Annotated in this window: 11 protein-coding genes; 6 read left to right on the top strand and 5 right to left on the bottom strand. The window is 72.4% G+C overall.

All coding sequences use genetic code 11. The annotated features are described in order from the left end of the window. Nucleotides 1-104 precede the first annotated feature (104 nt). Nucleotides 105-794: an HNH endonuclease family protein gene (locus tag P3T39_RS04405; protein WP_280696089.1), complete on the bottom strand. Its 690-nt coding sequence runs from the start codon at nt 792-794 to the stop codon at nt 105-107. 226 nt (nt 795-1,020) lie between these two features. Next, nucleotides 1,021-1,707, bottom strand: a complete 687-nt coding sequence (locus P3T39_RS04410) for a DsbA family protein (protein ID WP_280695979.1) — start codon at nt 1,705-1,707, stop codon at nt 1,021-1,023. 311 nt (nt 1,708-2,018) lie between these two features. Between P3T39_RS04410 and P3T39_RS04415 the strand changes: the two genes are divergently transcribed. Further along, nucleotides 2,019-2,807 (top strand): aquaporin, encoded by a 789-nt coding sequence (locus P3T39_RS04415; RefSeq protein WP_280695980.1) that lies wholly within the window; start codon nt 2,019-2,021, stop codon nt 2,805-2,807. Between the two features lie 242 nt (nt 2,808-3,049). On the opposite strand, the gene P3T39_RS04420 is transcribed toward P3T39_RS04415, so the two are convergent. Both P3T39_RS04420 and moaA read right to left on the bottom strand, forming a co-directional pair. Further along, nucleotides 3,050-4,108, bottom strand: a complete 1,059-nt coding sequence (locus P3T39_RS04420; protein WP_280695981.1) for a DUF6081 family protein — start codon at nt 4,106-4,108, stop codon at nt 3,050-3,052. A gap of 262 nt (nt 4,109-4,370) precedes the next feature. Next, the gene (gene moaA, locus P3T39_RS04425) at nt 4,371-5,390 is read right to left on the bottom strand and encodes a GTP 3',8-cyclase MoaA (RefSeq protein WP_280695983.1); all 1,020 of its coding nucleotides are present in this window, start codon (nt 5,388-5,390) and stop codon (nt 4,371-4,373) included. A 223-nt stretch (nt 5,391-5,613) separates the two neighbouring features. Between moaA and P3T39_RS04430 the strand changes: the two genes are divergently transcribed. The 5 genes from P3T39_RS04430 to P3T39_RS04450 all read left to right on the top strand — a co-directional run bounded on the left by P3T39_RS04430 (nt 5,614) and on the right by P3T39_RS04450 (nt 10,475). Then, nucleotides 5,614-6,204: a nucleotidyltransferase family protein gene (locus P3T39_RS04430; protein WP_280696090.1), complete on the top strand. Its 591-nt coding sequence runs from the start codon at nt 5,614-5,616 to the stop codon at nt 6,202-6,204. Between the two features lie 89 nt (nt 6,205-6,293). Further along, nucleotides 6,294-7,247, top strand: coding sequence for a hypothetical protein (locus tag P3T39_RS04435; RefSeq protein ID WP_280695985.1), 954 nt, complete (start codon nt 6,294-6,296; stop codon nt 7,245-7,247). A gap of 303 nt (nt 7,248-7,550) precedes the next feature. Further along, the gene (locus tag P3T39_RS04440) at nt 7,551-8,345 is read left to right on the top strand and encodes a hypothetical protein (protein ID WP_280695986.1); all 795 of its coding nucleotides are present in this window, start codon (nt 7,551-7,553) and stop codon (nt 8,343-8,345) included. Between the two features lie 113 nt (nt 8,346-8,458). Continuing rightward, nucleotides 8,459-9,304, top strand: coding sequence for a (2Fe-2S)-binding protein (locus P3T39_RS04445; protein ID WP_280695987.1), 846 nt, complete (start codon nt 8,459-8,461; stop codon nt 9,302-9,304). A gap of 148 nt (nt 9,305-9,452) precedes the next feature. Further along, complete coding sequence (locus tag P3T39_RS04450) at nt 9,453-10,475, top strand: DUF2637 domain-containing protein (protein ID WP_280695989.1); 1,023 nt, start codon at nt 9,453-9,455, stop codon at nt 10,473-10,475. A gap of 45 nt (nt 10,476-10,520) precedes the next feature. Here P3T39_RS04450 and P3T39_RS04455 read toward each other — a convergent pair whose 3' ends face one another. Next, nucleotides 10,521-12,767 carry a SpoIIE family protein phosphatase gene (locus P3T39_RS04455; protein WP_280695991.1) on the bottom strand — a complete coding sequence of 749 codons (2,247 nt, stop codon included), beginning with the start codon at nt 12,765-12,767 and terminating at the stop codon, nt 10,521-10,523. Nucleotides 12,768-12,939: the final 172 nt, after the last annotated feature.

Genomic DNA, 12,939 nt, shown 5'->3' on the forward strand with positions numbered 1-12,939 from the left:
CGCACCTCCCAGCGCCAGGGTTCGAGCCGCAGGCCGCCTTCGTGGCGGCGCGGGTGGCGGTGCTCATGCGGATGCCGCAGACGACCGCCGGGGGCCGATGCTCTTCAAGCACCGCACTGGCGCAGCATGGCCTTCTTGTCGTCCGGGGTCACCGGCAGCTGGTACTTGAGCGAGACCTGGGCGAAGCGCACGGCGTACGAGCAGCGCACGGTCTCGTTGGCGGGAAGCCAACTCGCGGGCCCCGAGTCGCCCTTGGAGGCGTTCTGCGAACCGTCGGCCGGGATCAGGTTGAGCGGGTCATTGGCTATCTGGGCACGCTTGGCCTTGTCCCACTTGGCGGCGCCCATCTGCCAGTCGTAGGAGAGCGGCATGACATGGTCTATCTGGATCTTCGTCGCCTGCTGCTTGCTCCACTGCACCTTCTTGCCGGTGTACGGGTCGTAGATGGTCATCGAGGTGACCACGCAGGCCGAACCGTCCTTGTGCTCGACGGACTTGCCGTCCCGGGCGAGCAGGTCGTCGCGGGTGCTGCAGTTGTTGTGGCCGAACGGGACGCCGTCCACGTTGTCCGTCCAGGCCGGTCCGAACTGGTCGCGGTCGTAGCCGGTCTTGGCACCGGCGGCGGCCGTCTTGACCTGGGCGATCAGATCACGGGCGGACTTGCGGTCCGCGTCCGAGGTGATCGGCGCCAGACCCGGCTTGGTGCCGTCGGGGTTCTGCAGGGGGTTGACGCCGAGCGCGGCGGGCTGCGCCGTGTCGTTGGACGGCTTGCTGCCGCCACTGCAGGCCGTCAGGGCCGGTGCGGCGGCGAGCAGCAGGGCTATGGCGGACAGGGCGGTACGGCGCGCACGCACGGAATTCTCCCCCGATGGAGTGACGTCTGACGGCGCACCAGCACAGCAGGGCCGTCATACCCGGTCAAGTCGCCACAGCGGGGAGCACGAAGACATGGCACGGGTCACACCGTGCTCCCCGCCGGGCCCCGGGCCGACCACATGCGCCGGATCGACCGCGCAGGGCCTACCGGGCGAGGCGGTCGAGCAACTCCTGGGCCCAGGACGGGTCGTAGTCGTCCAGCCGGGGCAGCCCGCCCTCGTTGGGGTCGCCGGTCCAGGTGAAGGTGGCACCGGGGTTGTGGGACTCGTACCCGTCGGAGGTGAACAGATGCGGGCTGCCCTGGATGTCGGGGCCCTGGGCGACATGCCACTGGGCGTACACCTCGGTACGCCCGGCGCCGTGCTCAAGTGCCTTGGCCAGCTCCTCGGCGTCGACGTGCTCGCACTTCTCGGCGAGGTCGAGGATCACCGAGTGGACGCTGATGCACTTGCTCTCGCCGTAGAAGGCGTGGCGCAGTGCGGCGTCCAGTTCGTCGCTGCCGCGCAGGCCGCCGACGGCCGGGTCCTTGGCGGCCTGGACGGCCTCCATCGCGGGCAGCATGGTGGACGGGTAGTCCGACTCGACGCCGGACCAGACCCGCCAGCCCAGCTCGGGGCGGCGCGCGCCGATCACGATGACCTCGGGCTCGACGATGTACTTGGGGGTCGGCTGGCGGTTGAACAGCTCCAGCGGGAAGGCCCGGTGGTCGATCAGCAGATCCTGGCCGCGCTCGGCGGCGGCCGCCCGCAGGGTGTGCAGGGCAAGGCTGGCCCAGGGGCAGCCGATGTCCGACCAGACCGTGACGTGGGCGGATTCGCCGACAGTGCTCATGCTGTGTACCCCTCAGTCCGTTCGCCTCGACCGGTCCTCGGTCCGACCGGCGTCCGCCGGGGTCGGACGCCGCCGTGCCACCCTGCCCATGATGGTCAAGGCAGCGGTATCCCGCCATGCGGGCAGGGAACTTCGTCAGGTCACGGCGTCGCCACCGCTCAGCGAGCGGGCGGGCACAGGCAGTTGACCTGACGGACTGGAGCGCCTGCGGTTGCCGTCCCCCGGCCCTGGCCAGCAGGCTCTCCGGGGGCGTATTACCTCCTCCGCTCCTCGCGCCTTCCGAACTCTCCGACGCACCCTAGGGGACCGCGATGTCTGCCGTCACCAACCAGAACCCCCACGTGGACAGGAACACGGGCGCAGCTCCGCCGCCGGCCGGGCCTCCGCCGCTGCGGGCCGTGCTGCGCCTCGGTCTCCTGGAGTTCCTGGCGGTCATCGGGAATCTCTTCCTGGTGATGACGCTGGCCCGGTGGATCTTCCATCCCTCCTCTCCGCTCGGCGCCCACCTCACCTCCCTGGACGCCAAGTTGGCGGCCATGGGCATCGGCGTCGGCCTCTACGTCACGGCGGCCTTCGCCATCTCCGTGCGCTACAACACCGCAGGCCAGCTCAATCCGTCGGTCACCGTCGGACTGTGGGCGATGCGGCTGCTGCCCGGCCGTCTCGTCCTGCCGTTCGTGGTCGCGCAGTTGGCCGGTTCGGTGGCCGGTGTGGCGCTGGGACGGCTGGTATGGGGCCCGAAGCTGGCGGAGGTCGGGTACGCCGGACTGGTGCGGGCACCGGGCTGGACCTGGGCACCGGTCTTCGCTCTCGAAGCCGCTTTCATGCTGGTCCTGATGCTGCTCGTGGTGGTCTCGCTGGTGAAGCCCCGGTTCGGCCCGTGGCTGCCGCCGCTGACCGGCGCCGGTGTCGCCGCCCAGATCATCTGGCTCAGCACCAAGTCGGGCGGCGGTGGCAACCCGGCCCGCCAGTTCGGCCCCGGCCTGTTCTCGGGCCGTACCGAACTGCTCTGGGTCTACCTGCTGGCCCCGGTCGTAGGCTCCCTCCTCGCGGGCGCCGTAGCCGCCCTGACCCGGCGCCCCGCACCACACCAGCGCTAGACGCGCTACCAGTACCCGGGGGCGCGGGGCTCTGCTTGATCAACTGCGTGCGCGAAACCGGGAGGCACCGCCGCCGCACGGGCCTCCGGCGGGAAGCTGCACCGCCTCACTGAGAGGTCGCGAGGTGCAACTGACCCACCGGGTCCGGCTGATGGAAGTCTCCTTCCGGTTTCGCGCACGCAGTTGATCAAGCAGAGCCCCGCGCCCCTATGGGTTCACGTCAGCGCGCCGGAGGCGGAGCCTCAGCGGGGCTGGGAGGAGATCGTCACGCGGTCGACGTCGAGCTGCGCGCCCTGGCCCCAGAGGCGGTTGCCGGGCAGGCTGAGGTCGTCGGCGAAGGTCTCCGGCGTCGGGGCGCCGAGGTGCGGGTCGTAGTAGCGGTCCTGCTGGTCGGTCAGCCGGACCAGGCCGCGTCCGTTGCTGCCCTCGCCGTCGAGGATCGCGAACATCCCGAGACCGCAGGAGAGTTGCCGCGGAGCAGCGGCCTGCTCGGTGCCGCCGAGGTCCAGGAGCAGGTGCGAGCGGTCGGCGGGGCGGAAGCCGAGCCGGTTCACCGTGAGCACCTCACGGCCGTCGGCCTTCCACACCACGGTGCCCGCCGCCCGGTCGTAGGAGATGGCCAGGTCGTGCTGGGTGCCGGGGGTGCGGTCGGCGACCGGCAGCGCGTACGAGAACGGCGCGTACGTCTCGCCGGGCTTCGGCAGCCGCTCGTAGAAGGCGTACAGCTTGGTGTTGGTGACGAAGAAGTCGAAGACCATCATGGTCTCGTAGTCGATGGCGCTCAGCCCGGCGGAGGCCAGCCGCAGGTCGCTCTGCGGGTCGGAGACATCGGCCCCGAAGGGGTGCTGCTCCGTCCCGTACGTCCGGGCTCCCAGGCGTGCTCCGCAGGTCAGCACCTTGCCGGGGACGGCGTCGAAGCCGGTGACGCCGGTGGTGGCGGTGTGGTTGGCGACGGCGTACCACTTGAGGTGGTCGGCCTGGCCCGCCCCGCCGTCGTGCTCCTGGCCGGTGGTGAAGGCGAAGGCCGGGTTGCCGGTGGTGGCGTTGCGGCCGGTGGGAACGACGGTCAGGCCGTTCGCCGAGGTGGTCGCGATCCCGTCGCCGTCCGGCAGCGAACCGGCGGCCGAGAGCGCCCACTTGCCTCCGGTGCCGTGGGTGAATCCGTTGCGGAAATCGTCCCAGACCGTCCAGTAGTTCCCCGACGGTGCGGAGTCGGTGGCCGCGCCGGCCTGAGCCGGTACCGCGACCGTACCGGCGGCCAGCGCCACCGCTGCGGCCAGGCCGGTGATCGTACGCCTCAACGCTCTGTGCACTGCTCACTCCCGTGATGATCGTGGCGATCGTGGTGCTCGTGATGACCTCCGTCGGCGGAGAGCGGAGCGGTGCTCGCAACTCTCCGTACCCGTACGGCTGTTGCGCGGGGACCGGGCGGTAGGGGACAGGACCTGTGCGCCCTTCGCGCAGGCCAGTCCGCGCGCCTCAGCGTGCAAGTCCGCCGGGCGCGGGAGCCACTGCCGAAGGCCGAGTTCGTCAGGTCCTCGGAGGAGTTCGTGCGGCGGCCGGTCAGCCGCCGATCGCGGACATCGGGCGGTCGGGCTGGACGAAGTCGGCCGAGTTGATGTCGTGGCCCGGGCCCTTGCGGGCGATGGTGTTGCGCCAGGCCGCCTCGATCCGGGCGTCGTCGGCGCCGCCGCGCAGCAGCTCCCGCAGGTCCGACTCCTCGGTCGCGAAGAGGCAGTTGCGCAACTGCCCGTCGGCGGTGAGCCGGACGCGGTCGCAGCCGCCGCAGAACGGCCGGGTGACGGAGGCGATCACGCCGACCACCGTGTCGGTGCCGGCGATCCGCCACTCCTCGGCCGGGGCGTTGCCGTGGCGGCCGACGGGGTGCAGCTCCCAGCGCTGCGCCAGGATCTCCAGCAGCTCATCGGCGGTGATCATCTTGCTGCGGTCCCAGGCACCCTGGGCGTCCAGCGGCATCGATTCGATGAAGCGCATCCGGTAGCCGTGCTCGGCGGCGAACTCGACCAGGTCGAGGATCTCGTCGTCGTTGACCCCGCGCACCGGGACGGCGTTCACCTTGACCGGGGCGAGTCCGGCCGCCCGGGCGGCGGCAAGACCGGCGAGGACGTCGGCGATCCGGTCGCGGCGGGTGATCGCGGCGTAGCGCTCGGGCCGCAGGGTGTCCAGACTGACGTTGACCCGGTGCAGCCCGGCGGCCTTGAGGTCATGGGCCGTCCTGGCCAGGCCGATGCCGTTGGTGGTGAGCGAGATCTCCGGACCGAGCTCGGTGAGCCGGGCGATCAGTCCGGGCAGACCGCGCCTGAGCAGCGGCTCGCCGCCGGTGAGGCGCAGGGACCTGATCCCCAGCCGCCGGACGGCGATCCGCACCAGCCGGACGACCTCGTCGTCGCCGAGCACCTCGGCCTTGGGCAGCCAGTTGAGCCCCTCGGCCGGCATGCAGTAGGTGCAGCGGAGGTTGCAGCGGTCCGTGAGCGATACCCGCAGGTCGGTGTGAACGCGACCGAAGCGGTCGACCAGCGGGGTGTGCGCGCCGTGCGGCGGCTCGGTGCTACGAGGTGCCATCTGCCAAGTACAGGGGTGGTCCGGCCGAAGATCCAGCGGCTGAAGAGCCGGTGCACCACGGCGACCTGCGGCTTTGCCTTGTGCATTCCTCCAACTGCATGCCTTCGACCGGGGCCGCCAGACTGGTTCCATGACAGATCCCGGCTCCCCCGACGTCAAAGCCGCCCCCGACAGCACCACGGCCACCACGGCCACCACGGCCACCACGGGGAGCATCCCCGCGCTGGTCCTCGCGGCCGGAGGCGGCCGACGCCTCGGCGGGCGGCCCAAGGCGCTGGTCGAACACCTCGGCAGGCCGCTGATCGAGCACGCCCTGGCCGTGGTGCGGGCCGGGGGCTGCACCGGGACGGTGGCCGTTCTGGGTGCCGCCGCCGAGCAGGTCCGGGCCACCGCCGACCTCGGGGACTGCCGGGTGGTCGACAACCCGGCGTGGGAGAGCGGCATGGGCTCCTCGCTGCGCGCCGGGCTCGCGGCCCTGCCGCCGGGCGCGCACGCCGTCCTGGTCATGCTGGTCGATACCCCCGGCGTGACCCCGGCCGCCGTGCGCCGCCTGCTCGCCGCCCACCGCGCGGGCGCCGAACTGGCGGCGGCGGCCTACGGCGGGCGGCGCGGTCACCCCGTGCTGATCGGCGCCCGGCACTTCGCCGAGGCCGCGGCCGGTGCGAGGGGCGATGCCGGAGCCCGCGCGCTGCTCGCCGCACACGCCACCGAGATCGTCCTGGTCGAGTGCGGCGACATCGCCGTGCCCGACGACCTCGACACCCCGGAGGACCTGGCGCGCTGGAATGCCACCGCATCCCTGAACTCTCCCTGAGGTATTGCGGCAATCGCCGCCAACCCCCGCCTGGATCAGGGACGATGGAGGCGAATCTGCCCAGCCGACCCGAACGGACGGTGTGAGCCATGCCCGCAGTGCCACGGCCCGACGACTTCAGTGACCCGGCGTGGTACGGCCCAGACGCCGCGTCCGGGCCGGCCGGTGCCCGCGGCCCCGGCGGGCCGTCCGGAGCCTACGGTGCGGGCTCCGCCGCGAGCGCGATCCGCTGCCCGGCCTGCCGCCGCGAGCACATGTACGAGCCACCGAGCCTGCCCTGCCCGTGCGGAGCGCACCTGCGGGTGCCGCTGCTGCGCGGGGGCGTGCCGGTGCAGGTGCGGTTCCGCTCCTGGGAGGACTCCTGGCTGAGCATGCGCTGCCCGCACTGCGGCCGCAACGACCAGTGGCCGCAGCCCGAGTTCACCTGCAACTGCGGCGCCACCGTCCGGCTCCCGGTGGACCGTTCACCCCGGCTCCAGAGCACCGCCCCGCCCCCGCAGGGCCACAGCGCGCCCGTCTCGCCGCGGCCCCGCCCCTTCGGGGCACGTCCGTACGGGGGTTCGGCGCCGACGGTGCCGCCGCAGGGGTACGGCCCCGACGCCCTGGGCCAGTGCGCCGACCCGGGCCGGCGCCGGGACGAGAGCGGCCACCACCGGACGCCGTTCCGGCCGCAACCGGTGCACACCCCCGAGGACGCCGTCCTCGCCGCCGCCCGCTACCTCCAGTGGCTGGGCTTCGAGGATCTGGAGCTGACGGAGGAGCAGGAGAGCCCGGCCGTCACCATGCTGGGCAGCCGGATGGTCGCCCAGGTGGACGCCGGTACCGAACCGGCCGACGTCAAGGCCGTCGAGTGCCTCTGGCTGCAGACCCTGCACTCCGAGGAGATCGCGGCCGCGATGTTCACCGTCGGCGGCTACTCCCACCAGGCGACGGTGCGCGGCGAGCAGCTGCTGGTGGCCCTGTTCCAGTTGGACGAGGCCGGTCTGCCCCAACCCGCCAACGGCGCGGCCGAGGCACTGACGGAGACCGGCTGGACATCCTGACGTTTTGTCAGTCTCCGTCGGCAGCCTGTGAGACCGATCACGGATTTCCGTAATCTCCGACGCTCGTGATCTGGTGCACAAGCTCACCTCCGTGTTGAATTACGGCCACACGAGACCGACCGGCAGCAGGGAGCGTGGATCGAGAAGGGGGTCCTCCCCGGCCGAAGACAGGGGGAGGTCGAGAGCCGAGTCCGGGCGCGCACCGTGAGGCTGCGGCACCAGCTGCCGGCACGCGACGCCACGGCCCCTGCTGCCGGTCGGTCCGAGTCCCGTTTTCTGGACACCGCACACAAGGAGGTGGCGTTGTCGGAGCACGGTACGGACTTGGGGGGAAGCGCCGATGCGGTGTGGCGGCTGCGCTCGCGCGGGTGCTGGCAGGAGGCCGCCGAGCTGCTCGGGCCCACCGCCGCGCGAGACCCGACCGCTGCCCTGAAGCGGGCCGAACTCCTCATCGAGCAGAGCCTGTTCACCGCCGGCCACTGGCAGGAGGCGGAGCAGGCGTTACGCCTCGCCGAGGCCGGGGTCGGCACCCCCGACCAGCGCGCGGCCGCCGCCTGCGCGCGCGGCTTCCTGGCGTACGTCGCCAGTGTGCTCGGCCCGCGCGACCGGCTGGACGAGGCTCAGGCCGCCCTGGGCAGGACTTCCGCCCTGCTGCCTCCGGACGCCCCGGGGCGTCCACTGCTGGACTTCCGGCGCGGCCTGGTCGCGGAGAACCTGCTGCACGACCGGGCGGCCGCCTGGATCGCTTTTCGCCGGGCGCACGACGGCGCCACGGAGCGCGGCGACGAGCTGCTGCGCTCGTACACCTGGGGACATCTGGCGGCGCTGGCTCTGGCCGCCGGTGATCGCGAGCGGGCCCTGGAGGGGTTCCGGGCCTCGCTGCGGCTACGGGAGGACCTGGGATTCACGGTCGGGGTCGCACCCGCACTGGCCGCACTGGCACAGGTGTCGGAGCCGGTCGAGGCGGCGCGGCTGCGGGCGGAGGCGGCCCGCCTGGTCCAGGCCCTGGGCGGGGTTCCGGTCTGGCTTGCGCGCCGGTTGAGCGCCGCACCCGCACCCGCCGCTCCCTCGAACGGCCCCACCGGACGGAAAGCCTAAGGCACTATCAGATAAGGTGAGCCTAACCTGCCCGAGGGGAGCAGTACCTCGGGCAGGTCAGTCCTGCCGTCATGGAGTCCTGTGGACTCCGGTCCACCCGATGGGGCCCGCCCATGACCGTGAGCAGCATCGTGGCCGCACAGCCCGCCCCGGGCCCGAAGGCCGCCCAGGCCCCGCCCCTGCTCGGCAGCTACGCCCGCCTCGGCGAGGTCTTCCCCGGCCTGCGCATCCACGCCGGACCGCCCCGCACCGGCAAGGGCTGGACCGCGACCACCGATCTCGTCCAGGACCCGGCCGCACTGCGGAAGTTGATCGCCTACGACGCCGCACTCGGACTGACCGAGTACGGCGAACCGCTGCGCGTGGACGTCGCCGCCGGGTTCTGCCTGCACCGCTACACCTGGCCGGTCGCCCTGCTGTTCACGCTCCCGTGGTTCCTGGAACGCAGGGTGCCGCGGATTCCGGTGGCGGGGGTGTCGATCCGTCGGAGCGCGGGAGAACTCACCGTCCGGCCAAGCGGGTTCTCCTGCCTGCCCGGGGATCCGGCGGCCGCCCTGCCCGACGCGCGCATGGTGGCGGACGAACGGGCGCTGCGGGCCGAGCTGTTGGCCTCACTGGCCGAGCACCTGACCCCTGTAATGGCCGCGTTCCGCCCCGAGGTCCGGCGCGGGCCGCGCACACTCTGGGGGATGGCCACCGACGACGTGATCGAGGGCCTCTGGTATCTCGGCAGCCTGCTGGGCGAGGAGGACCGGGCCACCGCCGAACTGGCCGAGCTGCTGCCCAGTACCGGCGCGGCACAGCCGCCGTTCGTCGCCGGGACCGACTTCCGGACGGTCGAGCAGCCGGACTCCGCCCCGATGCGGACCCGCACCCGGGTGAGCTGCTGCCTGTTCTACACCGTTCGCCCCGAGGAAGCCTGTTTCAGCTGCCCTCGAACCTGCGCCAATCGGAACTGATGATCCATTATCGTCGTACGAAAAGCCGGGATTCCGCCCCGAATTCCCTCTCTCTGGTGCATTGACAGCAAATCAGCCATAACCGGCGCGCGGTTCCGCCATGATGGCCCTCACCATCACTGCGGAGAAAGCGAGGCTGGTTCCTGCCATGAAATTGTCCGACATACCACTGGGCTGGGCCATTACGGGTGCGGTCGCACTGGTGGTGATCGCCGTGCTGGTGGCCTTCGTCCGCACCAAGGCAACCGCCACGGTCGGCGGCTCGGATTCCTGGGAGCGCACCGAGGAGCGCCGCCGGCGAAAGGAATCCCTGTACGGGGCGGCCTCGTACACGCTGCTGTTCTGCTGCGCCGCCGTCGCAGCCGCACTCTCCTTCCACGGCCTGGTCGGCTTCGGGGTGCAGAATCTCGGCCTCTCCGGCGGCTGGGAGTATCTGGTGCCCTTCGGGCTCGACGGCGCGGCGATGTTCTGCTCCGTACTCGCCGTCCGGGAGGCCAGCCACGGCGACGCGGCGCTCGGCTCGCGACTGCTGGTCTGGCTGTTCGCCGGGGCCTCCGCCTGGTTCAACTGGGTGCACGCGCCGCGCGGCCTGGGGCACGCCGGGGCGGCGCAGTTCTTCGCCGGGATGTCCCTTTCGGCCGCCGTGCTCTTCGACCGCGCGCTCAAGCAGACCCGGGTGTCCGCCCTGCGCGAGCAGGGCCTGGTGCCGCGCCCGCTGCCGCAGATCCGGATCGTCCGCTGGCTGCGGGCGCCCCGCGAGACGTACGCCGCCTGGTCGTTGATGCTCCTTGAGGGCGTCCGGGCGCTGGACGAGGCGGTCGAGGAGGTCAGGGACGACAAGCGCGAGGCCGCGCTCAACCGGGAGCGCCAACGCCTCGCCAACCGCCGGGAGCGGGCGGAGATCAAGGCGCTCGGCCGCCAGCAGAGCGGCGCCTGGCGATCACGCAGCATCAGCCGGCAGCTGGCACCGCAGCTGGAGGCCGGCGGATCGGAGCCCTCCATAGCACCGGCCGCCGCCGCACCCGTCGAGGCTGTGGTCAGCCAGTCCGGCCTGCCGGCCAGGCCCACCCCGCACAGCGTGGACCTCACACCCGACGAGGACACCATGACCCTGCCGCGCCTGGACTCCCTTGAGCAGAAACTCAAGGACCTTGAGCAGCAGTTCGGCTGACGCCGGATCGGACAGGCGTCGACCGCTTCACCGGGCAGACCCCGGTCAGCTCTCCGTCGGGCCGCCCACCGGCTCGACGGAGAGCTCGAACCACATCCGCTTGCCCGTACCTCTGGGCTCCACGCCCCACCCGTCGGCCAGCGCCTCGACCAGCATCAGTCCACGCCCGGAGGACGCCTGCTCCCCCGGTGTGCGGCGGGTCGGCCAGAGGTCCGACTCGTCCTCGACCTCGACCCGCAGCCGGGCTCGCCCGAGGGGCTCCCCGGAGGGGGCGGACTCGCGGTAGAGCCGGGCGGTGAACATCGCGTCCCGATCGGTGTGCCGGATCGCGTTGGTGACCAGTTCGGAGGCCAACAGCTCGGCGGTGTCCACGAGTTCGGCGACGCCCCAGCGGCGCAGCGCATCCCGCAGCTCGCCGCGCAGCTCGGAGATCCTGGCCAGGTCGGCCTGGCCGATGCGGCGGCGCAACTGCTGGGCGGCGAGGCCGCCGGCCGGGCCATCCCAGCGGAGCAGCAACAGCGCTATGTCGTCCTCGCGTTCGGTGGAGTCCGCCGCCTGCGAGGCGATCCGGTCGGCCAGGACCTCCAGCGGGTCGTGGGGGGACTCGCCCCGGCCGGGGAGATCGCCGCAGACGGCGGCGCAGAGCCGGGCGAAGCCGGTGTCCAGGTCCATGCCCCTGGCCTCGACCAGGCCGTCGGTGCAGAGCACCACCGTCTCGCCCGGGTCCAGGCTGAACCGGGTGACGCGGTACTCCTCGTCCGGGTCGACGCCCAGCGGCAGCCCTCCGGCGACGGGTACGGGGGTGGCGCTGCCGTCGGCGCGGCGGACCACCGGGTCCAGATGGCCGGCCCGGACGGCGTAGACCACGCCGTAGTCGACGTTGACCTCGGCGTAGGTGCAGGTCGCGAAGTGATCGGTGTCCAGGTCGGCCAGGAAGCGGGAGGCCCTGGCCATCACGGCGGCGGGCGGGTGGCCCTCGGCGGCGTACGCGCGCAGCGCGATCCGCAGCTGGCCCATGATCCCGGCGGCGTGCACATCGTGGCCCTGGACATCGCCGATCACCAGACCGACGTGTCCGCCGGGCAGCGGGACGACGTCGTACCAGTCGCCGCCGATCTGCAGCCCCGACCCGGCTGCCAGATAGCGCACGGCGGTGGTGACGCCGGGAATCGACGGCACGGTGCGCGGCAGCATGACGCGCTGGAGCCCCGCCGCGAGTTCGTGCTCGGCGTCGTGCAGCCGGGCGCGGGCGAGGGACTGGGCGACCAGGCCGCCGAGGGTGGAGAGCAGGGTGCGCTCGTCCGCGTCCAGTTCCCGGTCGTCGTCGAAGCTGACCAGGCAGATGCCGATCACCCGCCCGCTGGCGACCATCGGCAGGAAGGCCCAGGCACTGCGCGGGTTGCCGCCGGACACCCGGGGCCACACCTCGGGGTAGCGCTCGCGGTACTCGTCCCGGCTGGCGATGAAGACCGGCGCGCGGTTGCGGACGGCCTCGCCCGCCGGGTGGGCGGCGGCCAGCGGTGCGCGGTCGAACGGCCGCATCTCCTCGGCCGTGTAGCCGCTGGCGCCGAGGATCTGCAGCCGCCCGGCCTCCAGGGAGGCCAGCACCAGGCCGTCCGGGGGCAGTCCGGGCAGCGGCAGCTCGGTGAAGACCCGTGCCACATCACGCACGGTGACGGCCTCGGAGAGGGCCCGGGCTGCCTCCTTGATGAAGCGTGAGCGCTCCTCGCGCAGTGCGGCGAGTGCCCCGGCCCGCTCGCGTTTGTGCAGCTCGACGGTGGCGTCCCAGACGAAGCCGACCATCCGGGACGGGCGGCCGAAGGCGTCGGCGAGCACCCGCCCACGGAACCGTACGGCATGCAGCTCGCCACCCGGGAAGACCGTGCGGTAGTAGGCGCCGCACTGGCCGAGTTCGGCGACGGCGCGCTCGACCCGGCGGCGGACGACGGGCGCGTCCTCGGGGTGGAGCATGGCCAGGAAGGTGGCGGAGCTGCGGTCGAAACGGCCGGCGTCGAGGCCGAGGATGGCGCACGCCCGGTGGTCGCCCTCCAGGACGTCGCGGCGGATGTCCCAGTCGAAGGAACCGATGCCGTTCGCGGCCATGGCCGGTTCGAGCCAGTCCGGGGTGGAGTCGCCGGTGCGTGTGGGCAGCCCTCGGGAGACTGCGGGCACGATCCGTCCGGCCGTCCGCCCGGGGGCGGCGCGCAGTGTGCTGGACGCTGCGGAGCTCCGGGGGCTCTGGGCCGGTGGGGTGCGGCGCGCGGGCCCTTGCGGCTCGGGCTCAGTCGCCATGCTTCTCCTGCCGCTGCCGTGGCATGCCGTCCTGGCGGGCGGCAATGGCCTTGAGGTGGTGGGGCAGTGTGGCGGGTGGTGGCGGTCAGTCGAGGTTCATATCTCCCCGCTGCCTTCCCGGGCACACATTCTCACTATCCTGTCGAATGTTCGGCACGGCGGCAATGCCCAG

Source organism: Kitasatospora sp. GP82 (genome assembly GCF_029892105.1).
Taxonomy (GTDB): domain Bacteria; phylum Actinomycetota; class Actinomycetes; order Streptomycetales; family Streptomycetaceae; genus Kitasatospora.